This window comes from Arthrobacter zhaoxinii (genome assembly GCF_025244925.1).
GTDB lineage: Bacteria > Actinomycetota > Actinomycetes > Actinomycetales > Micrococcaceae > Arthrobacter_B > Arthrobacter_B zhaoxinii.
Map to the genome: position 1 here is coordinate 3,290,258 of NZ_CP104275.1, position 21,877 is coordinate 3,312,134.

The following is a 21,877-nucleotide window of genomic DNA, read 5'->3' on the forward strand; positions in this document are numbered from 1 at the left end:
GGAATTTGACGGGGCCTGTTGGAGGCTTCCAAACTGAAATGTCGGCGGCAGCGCCAACAACTTAGGACTGCCTCATGGGGTGGCATAGGCGATAACGGCGGATCAGCTGCCGGCGGGTGCCTATTAGAAGGATTTCAATGTCTGAGCGCATGACCCGCCCACCAAGCGGCAGCACTGTTTCCGCGCCGGAAAACAGCGCCGAAGAACCCCATCTGGCCCGCTCCCTGTCCAGCCGGCACATCCAGCTGCTCGCCATCGGCGGGGCCATCGGCACCGGTCTGTTCATGGGCTCCGGCAAGACCATCTCCGCCGCCGGCCCGTCAGTGATCTTCGTCTACGCGATTATCGGCTTCATGCTGTTCTTCGTGATGCGGGCCATGGGCGAACTGCTGCTCTCCAACCTTCGTTACAAGTCCTTCACCGACTTCTCCGCGGACCTGCTGGGCCCCTGGGCCGGCTTCTTCACCGGCTGGACCTACTGGTTCTGCTGGGTGGTCACCGGCATTGCGGACGTGGTGGCAATTGCGCACTACGTCACCTTCTGGTGGGGCAACGCTCCCCTGTGGATACCCGCCCTGGCTTGCATCCTGCTCCTGCTGGCGCTGAACCTGCCCACCGTCAAGGCGTTCGGTGAGACCGAATTCTGGTTCGCGCTGATCAAGATCGTTGCCATCCTGACGCTCATTGTGGTGGGCCTGGTGATGATCCTGACCGGCTTCACGCACGGCGACGGCGTCACCGCCAGCTTCGGCAACCTCTGGGAACACGGCGGATGGTTCCCCACCGGCCCCATGGGCTTCATTGCCGGATTCCAGATTGCCGTGTTCGCGTTTGTCGGGATTGAACTCGTGGGCACCACCGCGGCGGAAGCCAAGGACCCGGAAAAAAACCTGCCCCGGGCAGTGAACTCCATTCCCATCCGCATCCTGCTCTTCTACGTAGGCGCCCTGGTAGTGCTGATGGCAGTCATTCCGTGGGACGAATTCAGCGCCGACGAGAGCCCGTTTGTAGGCATGTTCACCCTGGCCGGGCTGGGCACCGCCGCTGCCATTGTGAACTTCGTAGTGCTGACTTCCGCGGCATCTTCGGCGAATTCCGGGATATATTCCACTTCGCGTATGGTTTTCGGCTTGGCGCAGGACGGTGATGCCCCTCGCCCGTTCGGCCGCCTTTCCGCGCGGAAGGTTCCGCAGAACGCCCTGTTCTTCTCCTGTACGTTCCTGCTTGCCGGCGTCGTTCTGCTTTACGCCGGCCAGTCCGTGAGCGCCGCTTTCACCATGGTGAGCACCATTTCGGCCCTCTGCTTTATGTACGTCTGGTCCATCATCCTGATCAGCTACCTGGTGTACCGCAAGCGCCGGCCGCAGCTGCACGCGGCCTCGAAGTTTAAGATGCCGGGCGGCGTCGTGATGTCCTACGCAGTGTTGGCTTTCTTCGCCTTCATCCTGTGGACGCTCACCACCAATGCGGACACCCTGCAGGCCCTGCTGGTCACCCCGGTCTGGTTTGCCCTGCTGGGCATTATCTACACCGTCCTGCGGCGGACCCCCGTGCACCAGGCGCGGGTGGCTGCGCACCGGAACGACGTCGCCCGCGAGCGTGCGGCGCTCACCGCCGGCAAGCCGTGAGCAGCTCCTAGTAGACGACCGTCCCCCGGGAGCTGACCGTAGCGCCGCCTCCGGGGGCTCCGGCTTTGCTGCTGGCGTCGATCTCCAGTCCGAACGTATTGAGCGGCACTTCCAAAGCGGACACCAGGTGCGGCACCACCTCCTGCTGGATCCGGGCAATCACTCCCTGCACGTCGGCGTCGGAATTCACCGTTACCTTCATGGCCAGGTCAGGTTCGTCCGCGGTGCCGCGCAGGCGGACGCTGGAGTTCACCACACCGGGCAGCTGCTCGGTCTCGTGGCCGACGGCGGCGGCCAGGACCTGCGGATCGCACACGGTGACACCGTGCGCCGGGTCCTCCTGGAGCCGGAAGGTTCCTGCCGCCCGGGCGCGGGGAACCTGGGCCAGAAGCCACCACAGTCCCAGGATGCCCAGGATCAGCCCGGCCAGCAGCATTCCCCACGAGGTGTACTCCCCGGCCAGGAATTCCCGGCCGTTGGACAGCACCCGGTCCGAGCGTCCGGGGCTGCCGCCAATGAGGCGTGCCAGCGTCCCGCTGGCAACCAGTACGGCCAGCACTCCGGCAGCGAGGAAAAGAATCCCCAGGATGATCAGCCACGTCCGGTTGGCTTTCCCCGAATGATGTCTCATTTTCCGCTGCCTTCCCTACTGGTCCGCGCCATCGGTTCCACGCCGTCAGTTCCGCATCCGGACCGATGCCGTGACCTCAGGCACCGGATCCAGCCCGGTCGCGGCGAGACGCGAGCGCACCCCGTCCACCACCCAGTGCTGCACATCGGAGGTGCCGTGCAGCGCCGTCGTAACGTCCACATGGACCTTGCGCGAAGAAGCAGTCGCTGATGCAGAAGCCACTCCGTCAATGTGGTCGCAGGTGGACGCTGCAAGCCGGGCAACTGCCCGGCGGCTCATCACCACGTTTTCCCCGCCCCGGACCGACGGCACGCCCCCGGATTCCGCCGCACCGGGCAGCCCAGGCATGTTCACCGGCTTGGCCTGCAGCGGCAGCGCGGAGAAGTCGCCGGGGATCATCCCGCACAACAGCAGGATCACCCCGATCAGCAGAAGCACAACCGCCCCGGTCCAGCCCCGGCTACTGTCCCATCCGGTTTCGGAGAGCCAGCGCAGCGGTTCCGTCACGAACACCGGCCAGGAGCCCTGCGTCAGGCGGACGACGGCGGCCCAGACCAGCGCCACGCCGAGGGCCAGCAACAGGACAGCGGCAATCGTTGCGGGAACGGACCGGCTGGGCCGGCGCCGCATGGAGACCGGCGGCGGAATCTTCGCGCTCACTGCAGTTTCCTTCGCCGACGCAGCTCACGCTGCGGCGGCTTCAGCCAGGAAACCGTAATGTCCACCTGCCGCACCTGGACTCCGGTCAACTCGGTGACCCGCTCGGTGATCCGGCGGCGCAGCTGTTCGGTGGCCTGCCGCAGCGGCATCGGATACGGAAGCCCCACGGTGACCTTGAGGCTGGCCACGTTTCCGGCCAGTTCCACGCTGGCGTCCGGACGTGCAGAAAGGTCAGCCCGGCTGCCGATGCCCAGGAATCCGCCCGAGCTTCCGCCGGCGAAGGTTTCGTCCCGGGCCACCTGACTGGCAGTTTTCTCAAGTACCTTCCGCGCCAGGACGGTTTCCCCGCGGCCTTCGATATCCCAGGGCTGATGCATTGCTGCCGAAGGAGCGGTCATCGGCTTGTCGCTTTACCGAGCATTCCGGGAACGTCCACCTTCCCGTCTGCCACCAGCCCCACCAAAAGCCCGATCAGACCAAACAAGACCGTTATCAGGAAGGCCAGCCAGCCGCCGAAGGCCAGCACGATTCCCAGTACCAACCCGACTGCCAGGCACCACTGTGTTCCGGACATGGAATCCTCCTCTTGGTTGTTGTGCTGCCGTTACTCAAGGCTCTTGGACTGGCTGGGCGCCGACTGTCCGTCCTGGTCCTCGTTCTCGTCCGGCAGGTGCACGTCGGTGACGTTGACGTTCACCTCCAGCACTTCCAGTCCGGTGGCGTTTTCCACCGACCGGATGACGTTGCGCCGGATACCCTGGCTCACTTCAACCACGGAATAGCCGTACTCCACTACGATGCTGACGTCGATCGCGGCCTGCCGTTCACCCTTTTCCACGGTGACCCCGTTGCTGACGTTGGTCTGCGACCCCGGAATCCGTTCGGTCATCGAGCTGAAAGCACGCCGGGCGGCATTACCCATGGCATAGACACCAGGAACCTCCTTGGTCGCCATCCCGGCCAGCTTCTGCACCACGGTTTCTTCAATGGTTGTGTCCCCCCGGGGTGTCTGCAGCGGCCCCGCCCGTCGGTCGGCCTCAACGGACGGCGATCCCTGCGACATACCCTGTCCGGGATCTGAGCCCTGCATGGTCTGCGTGCTCTGGGCACTCTGTGGACTGGTCGAAGCGGACGTTGCCCCCGCTGCCTTTGATGGATCTGCCATAAGAATCATCTCCTGCGTCATTCAATGCGGATACTCCGCGCACGTCCCTTACAGAGTTAATGACGGGCCGGATCCGGAATCGTCACAGCCTTTCGGTAAGTTCCACCGACTTTCCGCTATCCGGTCCGTTGATATTCCGCTTCAGCTCCGGTTCTGGGAAGATCACTGCACGTCCGGCCGCCGCCGGACGGGACAGGGACACCATGGCAGGATCCGAGCTGCCGCAGGCGGCGTATAACGGCAAAAGTTTTCCCCGGCACACGCAACCGGGGAGCGTCAACGAGGCGGGCCTGGTTGCGCTGGCACGTGACGGAGACCTGACCGCCTTCGAATACCTCGTGGCCATTTACCAGCGCCGGCTGTTCCGGCTCGCTTACCGGATGCTTCGGGACCGGGGGGACGCCGAAGACGTCGTCCAGGACACCCTGACGGCCGGCTGGCGGATTCTCCCCACCTTGAACCGGGAAGAAGCATTCGGCGGCTGGGTCTACCGGACGGCCACCAACCGCTGCCTGGATGTGCTCCGGCACCGCACCTCCCACCCCCAGGACCTGCCGGGCGCCGATCCGCTGGCCGACGTGGCAGCCGCCGTCACCGCCCGGGAATCGGACCGGGAGTCGGATCCGCACCACACTGCAGAGATGGCCGCGGAGCTGCAGGCGCTGCGGAGGGCCCTCTCCGTGCTTCCGGCCGACCAGCGGGCCTGCTGGCTGCTCCGTGAGGTCCACGGCCAGAGCTATTCGGAGATCGGTGCCGCCCTGCGGATCAGTCCGCAGGCGGTGCGCGGCCGCCTGGCCCGGGCCCGCCAACGCCTGACAGCTGCCATGACGCAGTGGCGGTAGTCCCTTGTTATTCCACTAGTTAGACAATAATATCCACGATACGGAAGAAGTTGCCGACGTCACGTTGTTCACGGCATTGCCACAGGGAGACCCATTATGGCCATTGAAGTAACCGACTCCTCACCCGCCGAAGGTGCGGAACACATCCTGACCCCCGAGGCGCTGGAATTCATTGAAGAACTCCACCGCCGCTTCCGAAGCATCCGGGATGAGCGCCTTGCCGCCCGTTCCGTCCGGCGGCAGGAAGCCGCCACCACCGGCAGATTGGATTTCCTGCCCGAGACTGCCGACATCCGCAGCGGGCAGTGGACGGTGGCCGAGGCGCCCGCCGCACTGCAGGACCGCCGCGTGGAAATGACCGGCCCGGCTTCCCCCGCCAAGATGGCCATCAACGCCCTGAACTCCGGCGCCAAGGTCTGGCTGGCGGACCTTGAAGACGCCTGCACCCCCACCTGGCACAACGTGGTGGATTCCCAGGTGAACCTCTACCGCGCTGCCCGCGGCAATCTGTCCTTCACCTCACCCGAGGGCAAGGAGTACGCGCTGCGCACCGATGCGCCCCTCGCCGTCGTCGTGATGCGTCCGCGCGGCTGGCACCTGCCGGAAAAGCACGTGCTGATCGACGGCGAACCCGCCGTGGGTGCACTGGTGGACTTCGGTCTGCACTTCTTCGCCAACGCCCGGCAACTGCTGGACAACGGGCAGGGCCCGTACTACTACCTGCCCAAGATGGAAAGCCATCTGGAGGCCCGCCTCTGGAACGATGTCTTCACCTTCTCCGAGGAGTATGTCGGCGTACCGCAGGGCACCGTCCGCGCCACCGTCCTGATCGAGACCATCCCGGCCGCCTTCGAAATGGAGGAGATCCTCTACGAACTGCGCGACCATGCCTCCGGCCTGAACGCCGGACGCTGGGATTACCTGTTCAGCATGATCAAGGTCTTCCGTGACGCGGGGAAGGCCTATCTGCTGCCGGACCGGGCCGACGTCTCGATGACCGCGCCCTTTATGCGCGCCTACACCGAACTGCTGGTGAAGACCTGCCACCGCCGCGGGGCCTTTGCCATGGGCGGCATGGCGGCGTTCATCCCCAACCGCCGGGAACCGGAAATCACGGCGAGCGCGCTGGAGAAGGTAAAAGCGGACAAAACCCGCGAAGCCGGCGACGGTTTTGACGGTTCCTGGGTGGCCCACCCGGATCTGGTGCCGGTCTGCCGGGAGGTCTTCGACGGCGTGCTCGGCGACAAACCGAGCCAGGTGGACCGCCAGCGCGAGGACGTCGCCGTGACCGCCACGGACCTGCTGGATGTCAGCACGGCGGAAGGCTCGATTACCGAGGCCGGGCTACGGTCCAACCTCTATGTCGCCGTCAATTACGTTGCCGTCTGGCTCTCCGGCAACGGAGCAGTCGCCATCCGGAACCTGATGGAGGACGCCGCCACGGCGGAGATTTCCCGCTCGCAGGTCTGGCAGCAGGTGCGCAACAACGTGGTGCTGGAGGATACCGGCGAGACGGTCACCGAGGAACTGGTCAGCAGGATCCTGGCCGAAGAAACGGAACGGCTGCGCGGGGAAGTGTCGGAGGAAATGTTCACGGGCTACTTCGAGCCGGCCAGCCGCATCATCGGGGAAATCAGCCTGTCTCCGGACTACACGGACTTCCTGACTCTTCCGGCCTACGAGCTGATCGACTAGCCCTCCGGCAGGCGGGCCTTGCCGAAGTGCGGCAGGGCCCGCAGGTAACCGCTCCCCCAGCGGGTGATTGCGTTGTACGCCCGGGCCCGAACCGCCGGTGCGGACAGGAACACGTCGTGCATGGCGTCCGGGATCCGGTCCACGCTCACGGTGGAGCCCAGCGAGAGCGAGCGGTGAGCCACCACGTTGACGTCCAGCACGACGTCGGAGCGCGCCGCATCTTCGGACCAGCGCGGATGCAGGTAGCTGTTGTCCGACAGCAGCACCAGGACGGGCAGCTGCAGGTGCAGGCCTGCCGCCACCGTTGCCTGGGCGGAGAACACTGCATGCAGGAAAGCGACTGTGACCGGGAACCCCCGCACGGGACGCCATTCGGTGTCGTACTGCCATTCCCCGCCGAACGCCGCAGACACCGTCCGGGTGTAGATTCCAGGGTCAACCGGCGGCAACGGCCTGCGGGGATGGTGCTGTGCCTCCAGGCTGACCAGCGGGGAAATGACCCGGCGGGCCAGTTCCGTGGCCTGGAATTCCAGCCAGGGGCTGTTCAGGATCAGGGCTGCGGCCCGGCCGGGGTTGCGGTGCGCCCAGACCGCCAGCGTCAGTCCGCCGGTGGAGTGCCCGAGCAGGATCAGCGGCCGCGCGTCTGCGGCGTTTTGCCCCATGGCCTGCAGTGCGGCGTCCAGATCTGCGTCGTAGTCGCTGAGGTCCCGGACATATCCGGGTTCCTCCCCCGGGCGCAGGCTCCGCCCGTAGTTGTGCAGGTCGACGGCGAAGAACCGGGCTCCCTGCCCGGCCCAGTAGCGTGCCAGTTCGGTCTGGAAGAAATAGTCGGACCAGCCGTGCACATAAAGAACATCCGCCGTTGGGCCGGGCGTTGGCCCGGACGGCGGATCTGACGGCGTGTAGCGGACCAGGGTGGTAACCCTGCCGCCGGGCAGGTCCAGGGTCAGCTGGTCGAATCCCTCGCCCAGGATGTCCGGTTCCCACCGGCGCCGGGGGCGCGGTCTGCTCATGCGGAACCACCGTCCGTTTCGAAGCGGATGACCTGGCGGATGGCCTGGCCGTCCGCCAAAGTATCCATGGCCGCGTTGATGTCCTCCAGGGCAATGGTGGAGGAGACCAGTTCCTCCACCGGCAGCTTCCCTTCCCGCCACAGCTGCGCATAGACGGGGATGTCGCGGGACGGAACGGCGGATCCGAGGTAGCTGCCGATGATGGTCCGCGCCTCAGCGGTAAGAGTCAGCGGTGCAATTTCGGAGGTCTGGTCCGGGGCGGGCAGCCCGACGGTGACGGTGGTGCCGCCGGGAGCGGTGATCCGTACAGCCGTTTCGAAGGCGCGGGGATGCCCGGCGGCTTCGATGACCAGGGCGGGGCGGATGCCGGCGTCGAGCGCCTCCTGCGGAGTGTAGACCGCGTCCGCTCCGAGTTCCCGGGCGCGGGCCAGCTTCCCGGGCAGCGCGTCGATGCCGATCACGCTGTGCACGTCCAGGGACAGTGCCGTCAGCAGCGCCGCCATGCCGACGCCGCCCAGCCCGACGACCGCGACGTCGTCGTCCTTCCCCGGACGGGCCGGGTTCAGCACCGCGCCTCCACCGGTCAGCACCGCGCAGCCCAGCAGGGCAGCCACCTCCGGCGGGATGTCGTCCTCCACCGGGACCACGGACTTCCGGTTGACCACGGCGCGGGTGGCAAAACCGGAGACGCCGAGGTGGTGCCGCACTTCTTCGCCGCCCTTACCGTGCAGCCGCATGCCGCCGCCGAGCAGCGTGCCGGCGTTGTTGGCCGCGGACCCGGGAATACACGGCATTTTGCCCTCGGTCCGGCAGCCTGCGCATTCGCCGCAGCGGGGCAGGAAGGCCATCACTACCCGCTGCCCGACGGCGAGGTCCTCCACCCCTTCACCCAGCTCCTCCACCTTGCCGGCGGCTTCGTGCCCGAGCAGCATGGGCAGCGGCCTTCTGCGGCTTCCGTTCACTACCGACAGGTCCGAATGGCACAGGCTTGCCGCCTCGATGCGCACCAGGATTTCCCCCGGTCCCGGCGGCTGAAGCTGAAGGTCCCGGACCACAAGCGGCCGGGACTGCGCGTAGGGACGCGGAGCACCGATGGTCTGCAGGACCGCGCCGCGGATGGACCTGGTGCTGTCGGTGCCCATGAACTCTCCTTTGAGTATTCGCCGAACCGGATTCCGGCGCCCCTTTTCAACACAACAGCCCTATTCCACCACGCCTGTTCCGCACCGTCCCGGGTTCCGTCCGGACAACACGGTGCCGGTGGCTGCCCAGCCGCCATTCCTTTGGCAGGATTAGGACCATGAGGAACAGTTCCAGGACCGTACCGGCACTGCCGGACAAAGACACCCTTGCGCTGAAGCGCGCGCTGGCCGCCGGGGACGTCACCGTCTTCGTGGACGGCACCGCCCTGCGCCTGCCTGAGGCCGCCCGGGATGCGGTGCTGGACCTGCTGTCCCGCCTCGCGGAGGGCAACCCGGTGACCGTGTCCTCCGAGCCGTCCGTGCCGGCCGATCCGCCGTTCCCCGCCGGACCGGTACCGCTTCTGACCACCTCCCAGGCAGCCGCGGCCGCCGGCATCTCGCACACCTACCTGCGGAACCTGACGGATGCCGGCATCATCCCGGTCCAGTACCGGGGTTCGCACCGCCGCATCCGGATGGAAGACATCCAGTCCTGGCTCGAATCCCAGCAGGCCGCGAAAGCAGCCAAAGCGGCAGAGGAAGCCTGACCTTAAGTCCGGCGGGGGGATCTATGCTGGGGCTGTGTCGGCGGACACCTCGCCGGCTGAACCTACTGACGGAGCAATACTGTGATCATCGGTATCCCCAAGGAAATCAAGAACAATGAATTCCGCGTAGCAATTACGGCTTCGGGCGTGCACGAACTGCGTGCCCATGGACACCAGGTGCTGGTACAGAGCGGTGCCGGCACCGGCTCGAACATCACCGACGCGGAATACGCCGCTGCCGGAGCGCAGATCCTGGACTCAGCCGACGACGTCTGGTCCCGGGCCGCTATGGTCCTCAAGGTCAAGGAGCCCATCGCGTCCGAATACCGGCATTTCCGCCCCGGCCTGATACTCTTTACGTACCTGCACCTGGCTGCGGAGCCGGAACTGACCGCCGCCCTGCTGGACAGCGGCGTCACCGCGATTGCCTATGAAACCGTGCAGCGCGGCCGCGCCCTCCCGCTGCTGGCACCCATGTCCGAAGTGGCCGGACGGCTTTCGGTCCAGGTGGGGGCGCAGTCCCTGATGGCTCCCGCCGGCGGCCCCGGACTGCTGCTGGGCGGCGTGCCGGGGGTCCGGTCCGCGAAGGTAGTGGTGCTCGGAGCCGGCGTGGCCGGAACCAATGCCGCCGCCGCCGCCGTCGGCGCCCATGCCGACGTCACGGTCCTGGACATCAATATCGACCGGCTGCGTGAACTTGATGAGCTGTACGCGGGCCGGATCAAGACCGTGGCCTCCAATTCCTTCGAGATCGAACGGGCCATCGTGGACGCTGACCTGGTCATCGGCTCGGTGCTGATTCCCGGCGCCCGGGCGCCCAAGCTGGTGACCAATGACATGGTTTCGCGGATGAAGCCGGGAAGCGTGCTGGTGGACATTGCCGTGGACCAGGGCGGCTGCTTCGAAGACAGCCATCCCACGACGCACGAGGATCCCACCTTCCGTGTGCACGGGTCGCTGTTCTACTGCGTGGCCAACATGCCGGGAGCGGTCCCCAACACGTCCACCTACGCCTTGACCAACGTGACGCTGCCGTACGCGGTGGCGCTGGCCAGCCTCGGCGTGGCGGGCGCCTTCGAGAAGTACCCGGACCTCGCCCACGGCCTCAACATCGCCGGCGGCCGTGTCACCCATTCCTCGGTCTCTGCTGCCCACGGTTTGGAACTGGCCTCGGACTGGCCGGATCTGGTGGCTTCCTAGCGGTTCGGCAGCCGCCGCCCGGTCCGCCGCTTTCCGCGGCGGACCGGGCGGCGCCTAATGGGCCGGGGCCGGCGCCGGCTCCTTGGAGGCGGATCCGCGCAGGACCGGCTGGCCCAGCAGCGAGATAATGACCGCCCCCAGGGCCATCGGAATAACGAACAGGAAGTAGAGGTCGCCGGCCGTCCAGCCGCCGTCGATCAGCGCTCCGGCCAGGATCGGGGAGATGATGGCACCCACGCGCCCCATCCCGATCACCAGTCCCAGGGCGGTGCCGCGGACCTCGCTGGTGTAGTAGGTGGGGCTGATCGCCAGCATGCCGGCGATTGGTGCGTTCGAGCCGAAGCCCACCAGCGCCGCCGCGAACAGGGCCCAGCCGAGCGGGCCGGTGGTCGAGTTGGCAAACACCACGAAGGTGGCGGCGCCGATGACAAAGAACACGGCCAGGACCTTGCGCATGGGGAAGCGTGCACCGAACAGGCCCAGCAGGACGCCGCCGATAATTGCGCCGACGCTGAAGAGCACTCCGGCGTTGATGCCGTCCTGGGCGGTGAATCCGCTGGCGGTAATCAGTCTCGGAGTCCAGGAATTCGCGAAGTAGAAGCTCGCCATCAGCACAAAGTAGGCCAGCGCCAGCAGGATCGTGCGTCGGGCGTTGTAGCCGGTCAGGATGTCGGCGAAACGGGACTTGCGCTGATCCGCGGCCACGGTGTCGGGCAGGACATCCACCGCGGGCTGCCTGATGGCTCGCAGGCTGTGGTTGACGCGGGCCAGGGCGTTGGCCGGACGCCGCACCAGCAGATAATCCACCGATTCCGGAAACACCTTCATCACCAGCGGGATCATCAGGAAGGTGACGACGGCGCCGAACAGGAATGCCGAACGCCAGCCGTACTGGCTGATCAGAACGCCGCTGATCAGGCCGCCCAGGACTCCGCCGATCGGCTGTCCGATGCTGACGATGGACAGGGCAGTGGAGCGGCGCTTGGCGTTGGAGAACTCGGACGCGAAGACGCTGATGGTGGACTGCAGCGTTCCAATCGCGATACCCGTGAGGAAGCGCAGGATCACCAGGACGGCGTAGCTGGGGGCGAAAAAGGAGGCCAGCATGCCGGCGGCGACAATGCAGACGCCGATCAGCACTGTTTTCTGGCGCCCGATGATGTCGGAGACCGTCGAAACGAAAATGGATCCGACTGCCATTCCCACCAGCGCGGCGCTGAGCAGGTAGCCCAACTGCGCTCCCGTCAGGCCCCATTCCTCGACGACATGGCTGGCGCTGAAGGCCATCACCAGGACGTCGAAGCCGTCGATCATATAAAGGGCGGTGCAGATGGCGATGATCGCCACCTGCCGCGGGCTCATCCGTGAATCTTCTATCCGGTCCTTGATTTGCACCAAACAAAGCTAGCTGAGAAATACGTCACAGAACATTCCGTGTCGCAGAATGGCGGCATCATGACGGACCGGCCGGTCGGTTTAACCGCGTGGGGCGCCCTCCGATTCCGTTTGTTCCGCGGGGAAACGCCGCACTAGGATAACCATTGGTCAAGACGGGGCCGCTTACCCAGCCGCACCTTCTTAACATTTCGAGGAACCTGTGCCGTCTTGCCACGTCTGCGACAGCGACACCTTGTCTCATACCAGCGCCCAGGGGATCCCGGTCCTGCTCCGTGCCCGCGCTGCCGGAGCATCCGCGTGATTCCGGAACAGGAAGAAACACCTCCGGTTCCACCCGCCGCCTCCGAACCCGCGTCCGCACCCGGATACCTTCCGCGCCTGCTTTCCGCGGCCGCCTATGTGTCGCTGCTTGCCTCCGACAGGGCACTGGAGCGGTTCGGCCTGAACCGGAACAGCTTCGGAGTGCTGGAGCGCCTTGCCTCGGAGGCAGCCACGGAAGGCGTGCTGGCCGAGGCGACCCGCCTGGCGCCGGCAGCCGTTCAGCGGAACCTGGCGGATCTGCGGTCCTCCGGATATGCACTGCGGGGCGAATCGGGGACGTGGTCGGTGACCGATGCCGGCCTCAGGGCCATTGAATGCGCCCATCTGGCCTCTGCGGAAGCGTCCCTGGATGCGGAAGACAGCCGGGAGCTGCGGCAGGCACTGCATTCCCTCATCGCCTCACTTCGACTCGAGCAGCCGGACGGTGAGTCCCGGCCCTGAGCTCAGGGACTCCCGTACCGGGTCACCGCATCCACAAGGTCTTCCCAGCCCTTCTCCAGTCGGTGCAGGCTCATTCCTTCTTCGCCGTGCAGGTGGAGAAGCAGGCCGGCGTCAAGGAAGGCCGTCAGCTGATAGGCGGCGAGTTCCGGATCCGGTACCGGTCCGGACAGCCGGAGCAGCCCTGCAAGGTGCCGGCGTGCGAGGCTCCGGGACGGGTGCTGATAGCGCGTCCCGGGGTCGACGTCGGCCGCCCGGGCCAGCTCGCCGGTGACCTTCAGCGCCACCAGCCGGGCCAGGCCGAAGGCATGAAGACGGTCCCTGGCCGGAGCCCCAGGTCCCAGCGGCGGCGGACCGAGCAGGAAAGCAGTCTGGAAACCTTGCTCGGCATGGTCCAGGAGCGCCTGCATGAGGCCCGCGCGGGAGCCGAAGCGGCGGAATACCGTCCCCTTGCCCACGCGGGCACGGCTGGCAAGATCATCCATCGTCAAGGCGTCGGCACCGTCGGCTGCAACGAGTTCCAACGCGGCTTCGAGCAGGCGGTTGCGGTTCCGGGCGGCATCCACCCGGATACCCGCCTGTGATGGTCCTCTCCCGCCCATGCGGGCCAGTGTAGTGCCCTCGGGAATAAAATCGGACTGTAGTCCGCTTAAGCCATGAAGAAGAATCCGTGCTCGTGTCCGTAACCCGGCACGGCCAAGACAGGAGTTCCAATTTTGAGCACCACCATCCTGACCCTCGTCGGCAGCCTTCGCGCCGGTTCCATCAACCGCCAGCTCGCTGAAGCCGCTGCCGCCGGCGCTCCGGAGGGCGTCGAGGTGAAGCTCTTCGAGGGGCTGGGCGAGATTCCGTTCTATAACGAGGATATTGATGTGGAAGGGTTCGTCCCCGAAGCCGCCCAGGCCCTGCGGAACGCAGCTGCTGCGTCCGACGGTCTGCTGCTGATCAGCCCCGAATACAACGGCACCATGCCGGCTGTCCTGAAGAACGCCATCGACTGGCTGTCCCGTCCCTTCGGCGCCGGTGCCATCTCCGGCATGCCAACTGCCGTCATCGGCTCTGCCTTCGGCCAGTACGGCGGTGTCTGGGCCCAGGACGACGCACGTAAGTCGGTCGGTATTGCCGGGGCCCGCGTCGTCGAGGAAGTGCGCCTGGCCATCGGAGGCTCCGTGACGCGCTACGACGGAATCCATCCGCAGGATGACCCGGATACCGTGGCCCAGCTTGGTGAGGCAGTCCGCGTTCTCGCGGATGCATCCGTCTCCGCAGCCTAGGCACGCACAGACATAAAGAGAGGGACGGACCGTCAGCGGTCCGTCCCTCTCCTTTGCAGCGGGTCGCCTAGAACCAGACCTCGTCGGCCCACGCCGCATCCCGGAGATATTCCCGGGCCGGGCCGACGTTCCACGCTTCTCCGTTGGACGCCAGGACCCCGCTGTTTTTCAGGTCGGCAAGGACGTCCTCCGAGCAGCCGAGGACCGACCCCAGCTCCTGGGAGTCCGCCACCACTACTTCTTCATGATCGGCCACCGGATGGGCCCCCTTCCCGTTTATGCGCGGTCAGCGCTTATCAAGCAGAACCGACTCGCGTTCCGGACTCCATGTGCGTGCGTACAGTCCCATGGCCGCTTCTTCGCGCAGGCTCAGGCCAAGGCGGTTCAGAAGCATGTGGGCCTGGTAGACCGTTAAGTGCTGGGCGCTTCGGCTCAGCCGGGCCTTGTCCGCCCGGTACAGGTACGTGTCGATTCCGCGGAACCAGCGGCGGCGCCAGTTCTCGACGGCGGATTCGGCTGCCGTCGCTGCCATGAGGCGGTGCGTCGGCATGACCTTTGCGCCAATCTGGACCGTCATGGCCTGCCGGACGCCGGCTGCACGAGGACCGAACCCTGCGGTGCAGCTGCGCAGGTGGCTGTCCCAGTAATAGTCCCAGGAGAGCCGGCGGCGGTCCGGCCAGGCTGACGCCCGCGGACCCTTCATCATGCTCCGGGCTGCGTCAAACAGCAGAAGCGAACCGAGTGCCCAGCGGTTCTGGACTTTGGGGAAGCGTGCGGTGGCCCAGCTGGCCAGATCCGAGGAGAGTTCAAAAACCTCCTCCGCGAGGGAGAGACCCTCCACACCGCCGTATTTGGCGAGGTCTGCTTCAACACGGGGGTCCTGCGGCTCGCTGCCCCCGGGGCTGAGCCTGTCCGTGGCCGGCTCGCTGAACTGTTGGCTTGTTTCCAGGTGGCCGATGACGCCGCTGGACTGTTCCTGCAGTGCAACCAGCAACGACTGCAGCCGGTCGAGGGTGTTCATATTGGCCAGTATGCGGAGCTTTACGTGTGCGTGGGCCGGTTCCGAGCAGCGGGTGAAATACCAGCGCTGCGCTCCAAGGACCTGGGCCTGAGCCGCCAGCGGGGTAACCAGTTCTCCGATGACGCCGTCCGCTACATCAAAGCCCCCGGTATGAATGGAGAGTGACCACCAATGAGTGCCGGGTTGCGTCCGTGAGGCTGGTCGAACTGCAGCTAGCTGGCTCATATGTGTCTTTCCCCTCGGGGTCTGGTTACCGCCGGCTGGCGGCCTGGAATTGTTCCAGTTACGGGTGGTTTGCCCTGTACGGGCCTTCGGTTAGAACCAGTCCCAGCTCTTCATGATCGCTATCCCCCTTGGGTCTTAGGCTGTTGCTCAGCCGGCGCCTTGATTGACTCCGAAAGCTTCCCCCGCCGTTGCACGGCCTGTAAATACCCTCCGCTGCCCGGTTCCTGACATGTCCGGATGTGGACCCGCAAAGTGTCACGTCCGGGCCGCAGGAGGCGCAGGGCGCAGGCTTTCGGCGACAGGCGCATCGGATTGCCGCCGATGTCATTAACCGGCCATGTCCTGCATTTCAAAGTGTGTTGCAGTCATAAAACACTTTCGCCACACCCGGACCGCAATCCGCGCCCACTGGGTAGGGTAGCTGTGGGGGCTCCTGCTAACGCTGTCGAGAAAGGATTCGCCGTGCTGTCTCAGGTTTCGCTCGACGTCTACCGCTTTGCCGTAAGCCGCCCGGGATGGACGGCCGAGGAGGCTTCCGAAGCCCTGGGGTACACCAGCCGGGCGATCGACACTGCCATCACCGAGCTGACGGCACGCTGCCTCCTGCTGAAGCAGGCCGCCGACTGCCCCAGCTACACGGCCGTGTCCCCCGACGTGGCCCTCGCCGAACTGGTTGATCCGGACGAACGGACCCTGTTGGAACTGCGCGGCAGGATCAATGCCCGCCGCAGGGAGATGGCCTCGCTGACGCCCGCCTACGTTGAGGCACGCAAGCGCCTTGCCGCCGATTCATCGGTCGAGGTGGTTGAGGATCAGGAGAAAGTCCAGCGGGTTCTGATTGAGTACGGCCGCAGCGCCACCGACCGAGTCCTGATTGCCCGTCCCGGGCAGGGCGCCAATGCCGACATTCATGAAGAAAGCGTGGAGAAGGACCTGGACCTGCTGCGCAGCGGAGTACAGCGGCAGACGCTCTACCACGCCAGCACCCGGGACCATGTGCCTACCCGCAAGGCGGTGGAAATCATTACCGAAGCCGGTGGGCAGTTCCGCACCCTTCCCTACATGCCCCTGCGGACGCTCATTTTCGATGACAAAGTGGCAGTGGTGGCCCGCGACCTGCATCCCGGCGATGTTGCCGGGCTGGTGGTGCGGGATCCCAATCTGATCCGGATTTTCGGCCTGCTCTTCGAGTTCGCGTGGGGACTGGCGGAACCGTTCCTGACGGACAATCCGGGCCGGGAGGACCTCACCAGCACGCAGCGGGCGGTATTCACGGCGCTGGCGTCCGGGTATTCGGATGAGGCCATTGCCCGCCGGGTGGGGATCAGCGTGCGCACCTGCCGCCGCCACATCGCCTGGATGCTGGAAGAGCTGGGTGCGGAGAGCCGCTTCCAGGCCGGGATCAAGGCGCACAAGGCCGGCTGGATCTAGGCCCCACGGCAACCCTGTGTACTAAACAGCCGTTGCCTGACGGTCAACAGACCGGGTTAGCATGGGAGGCATGACCCGCGAGGACTTCTCCGATGCCGTAGAACTGCCCGTCGACACCATGGCCGCCCTGGAGCGTGCCGCCGGCTCCCACCGCCACGAGGTGCTGTTCTCCAACCGCGCCTTCCACATCAAGCAGTCGGCCGTGCGCGATGTCTTCGACATTTCCATCCGCCCCGGCCTGATCTCCCTGGCCGGCGGCAGCCCCTACCTGCGCTCCCTCCCCCTGGAAGAGCTGGGCCGGACCGCCCAGCGGATCATTGCCGACCACGGGCTGGAGGCACTGCAGTACGGCGGCGGACAGGGCATGGAAGAACTGCGTAGGCAGGCCTGCGAGGTGATGGCGGCAGAGGGGATTCTCGACGCCGATCCGGCGGACATCGTCATCACCACCGGCTCACAGTCCGCACAGGACGTCGCGGCCAAGGTTTTCTGCGATCCCGGGGACGTTATCCTCTGCGAGGACCCCACCTACGTAGGGGCACTGAATGCCTTCGAAGCCTACGAGGTTGATGTACGCACCGTGCCGATGGACGACGCCGGCCTCGTTCCGGACGCGCTGGAGCAGCGGATCCGCGAGCTGCGGGCCGAGGGGAAGACCATCAAGCTGCTCTACACCATTCCCAGTTTCAACAACCCCAGCGGTGTCACCCTGACCGCCGAGCGCCGGCAGGCCGTAGTGGAGATCTGTCGGCGGAACAACATCCTGATCCTCGAGGACAATCCGTACGGCCTCCTCCGGTTCGACGGCGAACCGCTGGCTCCGATGCGCGCCGGAAACCCCCAGGACGTCCTGTATCTGGGCTCCTTCTCCAAGATTTTCGCTCCCGGGGTCCGGCTCGGCTGGGCTCTGGTCCCCCGCCACCTCTACCGGCGTTTCTACCTCGCCTGCGAGGCCGTTGTCCTCTGCCCCTCCCCCTTGACCCAGATGCTGGTCTCGGCGTACCTGCGGGAATACGACTGGATGGGCCACGTGCGCAGTTCCCGCAGCCTCTACGCCGAGCGCTGCTCCTCGATGCTGGCTGCGCTGGAGGAACAGATGCCCGAGGGTGTTTCGTGGACCCGTCCGGACGGCGGGTTCTTCATCTGGGTGACGCTGCCCGAGGGCGTGGACACCTATCCCCTGCTGTATGAAGCCATCGACGCCGGGACGGTCTTCATTCCCGGCGCGGCCTTCACACCCGGCGAGGGGCCCTCGAACAAGCTGCGCCTGGCCTTCAGCGCAGTTTCCACCGAGGACATTACCGAAGGCGTACGCCGCCTGGCGCCGATCCTGAGGGCCGCCGTCGACGCAGCAAAGGTCCGCTGAGGTTCCTTAGCCCAGCAGCAGTGCGGGTTCTTCCAGGATTGCGGCAACGTCGGCCATAAAGCGGGCCGAGAGGTCGCCGTCGACCACGCGGTGGTCGAAGGAGCCGCCCAGGGTGGTGATCCAGCGCGGCACCACCTCACCATCGACCACCCAGGGCTTCTGCTTGATGGTTCCGAACGCCACAATGGCCACTTCCCCCGGGTTGATGATCGGGGTGCCCGTATCGATGCCGAGGGACCCGATGTTGGTGACGGTCAGGGTGCCGCCCCGCATGTCGGCCGGCGGTGTCCTGCCTTCCCGGGCCGTTGCCGCAAGGGTGTTGAGCGCAATCGCGAGTTCCTTCAATGAAAGCTCCTGCGCCTCCTTGATATTGGGCACCATCAGCCCGCGCGGCGTGGCTGCTGCAATACCGAGGTTCATGAAGTGCTTGACCAGGATCTCGTCGCCCGCCCAGGTGGCGTTCACGGACGGGTTGCGTGCGGCAGCCCAGATGACGGCTTTCGCCAGGATCAGCAGCGGCGAGACCCGGATGCCCTCAAAGTCCTTCGACGCCTTCAACCGCCGAACGAACTCCATGGTCCGGGACGCATCCACGTCCACGAAGATGCTGACATGGGGTGCGCTGAACGCGCTTTCCACCATTGCCTTTGCCGTGGCACGCCGTACTCCCTTGACAGGAATGCGTTCAATCCGTGAGTCATCCGCGCCGGGACCCGGTGACCAGAACTCGCCGGCCGACTCCCGCTCTGCCTCACGCTGGGCCTGATAACTGATCAGGTCCTGTTTGGTGACCTCACCGCTGGCGCCCGTGGCGGTGACGTCCGCCAGATTGATGCCCAGGTCCTTTGCGGCCTTGCGAACCGGCGGCTTGGCCAGCACGCGCTGGATCAGCCGGTTGACCCGGTCCTGGACTGCTGCGGTGCCGGACGGCGTGGCTGTTTCGGACGGGGCGGGGATATGGGCCTTGGGTGCTGCCGGAGCAGCGGGGGCGGGGGCTGGATCCGCTGCCGGAACCGGCATGGCCTCCGTCGGAGCATCGGGCGTAGGCGTACCGGAAGCCGAGGGTCGGCGGGGGCGCCGGCGCACCGCGTCGGGCTTCGGGCCGGTACCCGTCAGGGAGGCACGCGGAGCTTCTGCCGCAGGCGCGGCGGCCTCGGCTGCAGGGGCGGGTGCCTGCGGTGCCGCCGGAACGGCTTCCGGTGCGGCTGCTTCGGTAGTTGTTTCCGGCGTCGTCGGCGTCGTGGATCCGGCACCGCTGTCGACCGTCACGCTGATGATGGGCGTGCCGACGTCGACCGTTTCGCCTTCCGCAACCATGAGGGAAGAAACCGTGCCGGCGTACGGTGAGGGCAGCTCCACCAGGGACTTGGCGGTTTCGATCTCCACAATCACGTCGTTGACGGCAACCGTGTCCCCCGGGGAGACCTTCCACTGCACGATATCGGCTTCGGTCAGGCCTTCACCCACGTCCGGCAGGCGGAATGTCTTTTCAGTCATGGCAACTCGTTCTCGATTATCGGCTGTGGGCGGGCGGACAGGCTCATTAGTACGCGAAGGACCGGTCCAGCGCCTCAAGGAGGCGGTCGATGTCCGGCAGGTAGTGCTCTTCGACCTTCGCCACCGGATACGGCATGTGGAATCCGCCGACGCGCAGTACCGGGGCTTCAAGGGACAGGAAGGCGCGTTCGGCCACCCGGGCGGCAATTTCGCCGCCGATTCCACCGAAGGTCGGTGCCTCGTGGGTGACGATCAGCCGTCCGGTTTTGCGCACGGACTCGGTCACCGTGTCGAAGTCGATGGGGGAAATGGACCGCAGATCCACCACCTCGACGGACCGTCCGTCTTCCTCCGCTGCGGCGGCGGCCGCCAGAGCGACGGGGACCAGCGGCCCGTACGCCACGATGGTGGCGTCGGTTCCTTCGCGGACAATGTGCGCCGAGAACGGGTCCGACGTGGGTGCGGCGGTGTCGACGTCGCCCTTGAGCCAGTAGCGGCGCTTGGGTTCAAAGACGATAACCGGGTCCTTGCAGGCCACGGCCTGCTGGATCATCCAGTACGCGTCCTGCGGGTTCGACGGCGTGATGATGCGCAGCCCTGCGGTATGGGCGAAGAGTGCTTCGGGTGATTCCGAGTGGTGCTCAATGGAGCCGATGCCGCCGCCGTAGGGGATGCGGATGACCACGGGTGCGCTGAGCGCACCTTCGCTGCGGGAGTGCATTTTCGCCAGCTGGGTGGTGATCTGGTTGAAGCCCGGGAAGACGAACCCGTCGAACTGGATTTCGCAGACGGGCAGGTAGCCGCGCAGGGCCAGGCCGATGGCCGTGCCGATAATTCCGGATTCGGCCAGCGGGGTGTCCATAACGCGGTCTGCACCGAAGTCCGCTTTCAGGCCTTCGGTGACGCGGTAGACGCCGCCGAGGGAACCGATGTCCTCGCCCATCAGCAGCGAGTTGGGGTGCGATTCGAGGGCTGCGCGCAGACCGGCGTTGATGGCCTTGGCCATGGTCATGGTGGTGCTCATGCGTTGTGCTCCCGGGAGGCGGGGTCGGTGGTGGCGGGGTTGGCGTCGTCGTCGGCGCCGGCAAATCCGGCTTCGTACCGGCGGTGCTCATCCAGTTCCTCGCGGATCAGCGGGTGGGCCTCGGCGTACACATCGGCGAAGGCGTCCTCGAAGCCCGGGGCTTCCATCTGCTGGACGTTTTCCCGGAGCCGGACCGCCATGGTGCGGCCTTCCTCGCGGAGCTCTTCGAAGAACGCGTCGTCGGCCAGCCCCTGGCTGCGCAGGTACTTTTCCATCCGCAGCAGCGGGTCCCGGTCCAGCCAGGCTTCCTCATCAGCGCTGAGGCGGTACTTGGTGGGGTCGTCCGCCGTCGTATGCGCGCTCATCCGGTAGGTGAAGGCCTCGATGAGGACAGGACCTCCGCCCGAGCGGGCGTGCTCCAGCGCCCAGCGGGTGACCGCATGGACGGCCAGGACGTCGTTGCCGTCCACCCGGACCCCGGGGAAGCCGTAGCCCTGCGCCCTGTTGGCCAGCGGGATCCGCGACTGGACTTCGGTCGGAACGGAAATGGCCCAGTGGTTGTTTTGGCAGAAGAAGACCACCGGTGCGTTGTAGGACGCGGCAAAGACCATGCCCTCGTGCACGTCGCCTTCGGAGCTCGCGCCGTCGCCGAAGTACGCGACCGTGGCGGCTTCGGGCAGCATGGGATCCACCAGCCGGTCGCGGGCCATTCCCATGGCGTAACCGACGGCGTGCGGCACCTGTGCAGCCAGTACAAGCGTGTAGAGGTGGAAGTTTGCCTCCCGGGGATCCCAGCCGCCGTGGGAGATGCCGCGGAAGCGCCGAAGCAGGTGGGCAAGTTCCAGGCCGCGGGTGTACGCGACGCCATGCTCCCGGTAGGTGGGGAAAACGTAGTCCTGAGGCATCAGGGCACGGCCGGAACCGATCTGCGCGCCTTCCTGGCCGGTGAGCGGAACCCACATCACGAGTTCGCCCTGCCGCTGAAGCGCAGTGGCCTCTTCGTCGAACCGGCGGACCAGGAACATGTCCCGGTAGAACCCGCGGAGTTCGTCGGGGGTCAGGTCCTGGACGTAGCTGCTGTAGGTGTCGTCCTGCAGGAGCTCCCCGTCGATGGTTAGCAGCTGAACCATATCCGGGACAGGGTTCTCCTCGGGAGCACCCATGAGGGATTGCTCGAGTCCGGCCGAGTCGAACTCACTGGCCGGCAAGTGTCCTACGTCCATGCCTACTCCTCGCCTGGACAGCCGAAAGCCGCACCGCGCTAGAAATATACCTCTCCGAGAATATATTCCCGGTGTTGCATATAAGTGGAAGTTACC

Annotated in this window: 23 protein-coding genes; 9 read left to right on the plus strand and 14 right to left on the minus strand. The window is 66.0% G+C overall.

The features are described 5' to 3' along the window. Window positions 1–149: 149 nt before the first annotated feature. Window positions 150–1,628 carry a D-serine/D-alanine/glycine transporter gene (gene cycA / locus N2K95_RS15380; protein WP_407080151.1) on the plus strand — a complete coding sequence of 493 codons (1,479 nt, stop codon included), beginning with the start codon at window positions 150–152 and terminating at the stop codon, window positions 1,626–1,628. Between the two features lie 7 nt (window positions 1,629–1,635). On the opposite strand, the gene N2K95_RS15385 is transcribed toward cycA, so the two are convergent. Genes N2K95_RS15385 through N2K95_RS15405 form a run of 5 tightly spaced genes read right to left on the minus strand, consistent with a single transcriptional unit; the run spans window position 1,636 to window position 3,982 of the window. Beyond that, on the minus strand, window positions 1,636–2,259 hold the full coding sequence (locus N2K95_RS15385; protein WP_260652262.1) for an alkaline shock response membrane anchor protein AmaP: 624 nt from the start codon (window positions 2,257–2,259) through the stop codon (window positions 1,636–1,638). 45 nt (window positions 2,260–2,304) lie between these two features. After that, window positions 2,305–2,919 (minus strand): DUF6286 domain-containing protein, encoded by a 615-nt coding sequence (locus tag N2K95_RS15390; RefSeq protein ID WP_260652263.1) that lies wholly within the window; start codon window positions 2,917–2,919, stop codon window positions 2,305–2,307. Beyond that, entirely contained in the window at window positions 2,916–3,317 is a 402-nt protein-coding gene (locus N2K95_RS15395; RefSeq protein ID WP_260652264.1) for an Asp23/Gls24 family envelope stress response protein, read from the minus strand. Before N2K95_RS15395 ends, N2K95_RS15390 begins: the two co-directional genes overlap by 4 nt. Beyond that, window positions 3,314–3,493, minus strand: coding sequence for a hypothetical protein (locus N2K95_RS15400; protein WP_255791169.1), 180 nt, complete (start codon window positions 3,491–3,493; stop codon window positions 3,314–3,316). Before N2K95_RS15400 ends, N2K95_RS15395 begins: the two co-directional genes overlap by 4 nt. A gap of 30 nt (window positions 3,494–3,523) precedes the next feature. Then, the gene (locus tag N2K95_RS15405; RefSeq protein ID WP_260653840.1) at window positions 3,524–3,982 is read right to left on the minus strand and encodes an Asp23/Gls24 family envelope stress response protein; all 459 of its coding nucleotides are present in this window, start codon (window positions 3,980–3,982) and stop codon (window positions 3,524–3,526) included. A 305-nt stretch (window positions 3,983–4,287) separates the two neighbouring features. Between N2K95_RS15405 and N2K95_RS15410 the strand changes: the two genes are divergently transcribed. Further along, on the plus strand, window positions 4,288–4,926 hold the full coding sequence (locus tag N2K95_RS15410; protein WP_260652265.1) for an RNA polymerase sigma factor: 639 nt from the start codon (window positions 4,288–4,290) through the stop codon (window positions 4,924–4,926). A 96-nt stretch (window positions 4,927–5,022) separates the two neighbouring features. Next, a complete protein-coding gene (aceB, locus tag N2K95_RS15415) occupies window positions 5,023–6,621 on the plus strand; it encodes a malate synthase A (RefSeq protein ID WP_260652266.1) in 1,599 nt (532 codons plus the stop codon). Here aceB and N2K95_RS15420 read toward each other — a convergent pair. After that, window positions 6,618–7,634 carry an alpha/beta hydrolase gene (locus tag N2K95_RS15420; RefSeq protein WP_260652267.1) on the minus strand — a complete coding sequence of 339 codons (1,017 nt, stop codon included), beginning with the start codon at window positions 7,632–7,634 and terminating at the stop codon, window positions 6,618–6,620. The genes aceB and N2K95_RS15420 overlap by 4 nt on opposite strands. Then, window positions 7,631–8,776 carry an alcohol dehydrogenase catalytic domain-containing protein gene (locus N2K95_RS15425; RefSeq protein ID WP_260652268.1) on the minus strand — a complete coding sequence of 382 codons (1,146 nt, stop codon included), beginning with the start codon at window positions 8,774–8,776 and terminating at the stop codon, window positions 7,631–7,633. The genes N2K95_RS15420 and N2K95_RS15425 overlap by 4 nt, the downstream gene beginning before the upstream one ends. 158 nt (window positions 8,777–8,934) lie before the next feature. On the opposite strand from N2K95_RS15425, the gene N2K95_RS15430 reads away from it, so the two are divergent. Both N2K95_RS15430 and ald read left to right on the plus strand, forming a co-directional pair. Then, entirely contained in the window at window positions 8,935–9,363 is a 429-nt protein-coding gene (locus N2K95_RS15430; protein ID WP_255791175.1) for a helix-turn-helix domain-containing protein, read from the plus strand. 81 nt (window positions 9,364–9,444) lie between these two features. Beyond that, entirely contained in the window at window positions 9,445–10,563 is a 1,119-nt protein-coding gene (ald, locus tag N2K95_RS15435) for an alanine dehydrogenase (protein WP_260652269.1), read from the plus strand. 54 nt (window positions 10,564–10,617) lie between these two features. Here the strand turns inward: ald and N2K95_RS15440 are convergent, their stop codons facing one another. Then, entirely contained in the window at window positions 10,618–11,925 is a 1,308-nt protein-coding gene (locus N2K95_RS15440; RefSeq protein WP_260652270.1) for an MFS transporter, read from the minus strand. A 333-nt stretch (window positions 11,926–12,258) separates the two neighbouring features. Between N2K95_RS15440 and N2K95_RS15445 the strand changes: the two genes are divergently transcribed. Then, a complete protein-coding gene (locus N2K95_RS15445) occupies window positions 12,259–12,723 on the plus strand; it encodes a hypothetical protein (protein ID WP_260652271.1) in 465 nt (154 codons plus the stop codon). Between the two features lie 2 nt (window positions 12,724–12,725). Here the strand turns inward: N2K95_RS15445 and N2K95_RS15450 are convergent, their stop codons facing one another. Further along, complete coding sequence (locus tag N2K95_RS15450; RefSeq protein ID WP_260652272.1) at window positions 12,726–13,322, minus strand: TetR/AcrR family transcriptional regulator; 597 nt, start codon at window positions 13,320–13,322, stop codon at window positions 12,726–12,728. Window positions 13,323–13,433: 111 nt separating this feature from the next. On the opposite strand from N2K95_RS15450, the gene N2K95_RS15455 reads away from it, so the two are divergent. Next, the gene (locus tag N2K95_RS15455; protein ID WP_260653841.1) at window positions 13,434–13,994 is read left to right on the plus strand and encodes an NAD(P)H-dependent oxidoreductase; all 561 of its coding nucleotides are present in this window, start codon (window positions 13,434–13,436) and stop codon (window positions 13,992–13,994) included. 67 nt (window positions 13,995–14,061) lie between these two features. On the opposite strand, the gene N2K95_RS15460 is transcribed toward N2K95_RS15455, so the two are convergent. Continuing rightward, complete coding sequence (locus N2K95_RS15460; RefSeq protein WP_255791180.1) at window positions 14,062–14,250, minus strand: hypothetical protein; 189 nt, start codon at window positions 14,248–14,250, stop codon at window positions 14,062–14,064. Window positions 14,251–14,280: 30 nt separating this feature from the next. Then, the gene (locus tag N2K95_RS15465; RefSeq protein WP_255791181.1) at window positions 14,281–15,240 is read right to left on the minus strand and encodes a lantibiotic dehydratase C-terminal domain-containing protein; all 960 of its coding nucleotides are present in this window, start codon (window positions 15,238–15,240) and stop codon (window positions 14,281–14,283) included. A 462-nt stretch (window positions 15,241–15,702) separates the two neighbouring features. Between N2K95_RS15465 and N2K95_RS15470 the strand changes: the two genes are divergently transcribed. Beyond that, window positions 15,703–16,671, plus strand: a complete 969-nt coding sequence (locus N2K95_RS15470; protein ID WP_260652273.1) for a helix-turn-helix transcriptional regulator — start codon at window positions 15,703–15,705, stop codon at window positions 16,669–16,671. A 70-nt stretch (window positions 16,672–16,741) separates the two neighbouring features. Further along, window positions 16,742–18,037: an aminotransferase-like domain-containing protein gene (locus N2K95_RS15475; protein ID WP_260652274.1), complete on the plus strand. Its 1,296-nt coding sequence runs from the start codon at window positions 16,742–16,744 to the stop codon at window positions 18,035–18,037. A gap of 6 nt (window positions 18,038–18,043) precedes the next feature. Here N2K95_RS15475 and N2K95_RS15480 read toward each other — a convergent pair whose 3' ends face one another. Genes N2K95_RS15480 through pdhA form a run of 3 tightly spaced genes read right to left on the minus strand, consistent with a single transcriptional unit; the run spans window position 18,044 to window position 21,781 of the window. After that, window positions 18,044–19,534: a dihydrolipoamide acetyltransferase family protein gene (locus tag N2K95_RS15480; RefSeq protein WP_260652275.1), complete on the minus strand. Its 1,491-nt coding sequence runs from the start codon at window positions 19,532–19,534 to the stop codon at window positions 18,044–18,046. Between the two features lie 46 nt (window positions 19,535–19,580). Then, the gene (locus N2K95_RS15485) at window positions 19,581–20,558 is read right to left on the minus strand and encodes an alpha-ketoacid dehydrogenase subunit beta (RefSeq protein ID WP_230022795.1); all 978 of its coding nucleotides are present in this window, start codon (window positions 20,556–20,558) and stop codon (window positions 19,581–19,583) included. Then, a complete protein-coding gene (gene pdhA, locus N2K95_RS15490; RefSeq protein WP_407080095.1) occupies window positions 20,555–21,781 on the minus strand; it encodes a pyruvate dehydrogenase (acetyl-transferring) E1 component subunit alpha in 1,227 nt (408 codons plus the stop codon). The genes N2K95_RS15485 and pdhA overlap by 4 nt, the downstream gene beginning before the upstream one ends. Window positions 21,782–21,877 lie beyond the last annotated feature (96 nt).

Coding starts and splice junctions, on each gene's coding strand:
- pdhA (WP_407080095.1), bottom strand. CDS start 21,781: ATGGACGTAGGACACTTGCCGGCCAGTGAGTTCGACTCGGCCGGACTC.
- N2K95_RS15425 (WP_260652268.1), bottom strand. CDS start 8,776: ATGGGCACCGACAGCACCAGGTCCATCCGCGGCGCGGTCCTGCAGACC.
- cycA (WP_407080151.1), top strand. CDS start 150: ATGACCCGCCCACCAAGCGGCAGCACTGTTTCCGCGCCGGAAAACAGC.
- N2K95_RS15465 (WP_255791181.1), bottom strand. CDS start 15,240: ATGAGCCAGCTAGCTGCAGTTCGACCAGCCTCACGGACGCAACCCGGC.
- N2K95_RS15385 (WP_260652262.1), bottom strand. CDS start 2,259: ATGAGACATCATTCGGGGAAAGCCAACCGGACGTGGCTGATCATCCTG.
- N2K95_RS15420 (WP_260652267.1), bottom strand. CDS start 7,634: ATGAGCAGACCGCGCCCCCGGCGCCGGTGGGAACCGGACATCCTGGGC.
- N2K95_RS15485 (WP_230022795.1), bottom strand. CDS start 20,558: ATGAGCACCACCATGACCATGGCCAAGGCCATCAACGCCGGTCTGCGC.
- N2K95_RS15400 (WP_255791169.1), bottom strand. CDS start 3,493: ATGTCCGGAACACAGTGGTGCCTGGCAGTCGGGTTGGTACTGGGAATC.
- N2K95_RS15440 (WP_260652270.1), bottom strand. CDS start 11,925: ATGAGCCCGCGGCAGGTGGCGATCATCGCCATCTGCACCGCCCTTTAT.
- N2K95_RS15410 (WP_260652265.1), top strand. CDS start 4,288: ATGGCAGGATCCGAGCTGCCGCAGGCGGCGTATAACGGCAAAAGTTTT.
- N2K95_RS15475 (WP_260652274.1), top strand. CDS start 16,742: ATGACCCGCGAGGACTTCTCCGATGCCGTAGAACTGCCCGTCGACACC.
- aceB (WP_260652266.1), top strand. CDS start 5,023: ATGGCCATTGAAGTAACCGACTCCTCACCCGCCGAAGGTGCGGAACAC.
- N2K95_RS15405 (WP_260653840.1), bottom strand. CDS start 3,982: ATGTCGCAGGGATCGCCGTCCGTTGAGGCCGACCGACGGGCGGGGCCG.
- N2K95_RS15480 (WP_260652275.1), bottom strand. CDS start 19,534: ATGACTGAAAAGACATTCCGCCTGCCGGACGTGGGTGAAGGCCTGACC.
- N2K95_RS15450 (WP_260652272.1), bottom strand. CDS start 13,322: ATGGGCGGGAGAGGACCATCACAGGCGGGTATCCGGGTGGATGCCGCC.
- N2K95_RS15395 (WP_260652264.1), bottom strand. CDS start 3,317: ATGACCGCTCCTTCGGCAGCAATGCATCAGCCCTGGGATATCGAAGGC.
- N2K95_RS15430 (WP_255791175.1), top strand. CDS start 8,935: ATGAGGAACAGTTCCAGGACCGTACCGGCACTGCCGGACAAAGACACC.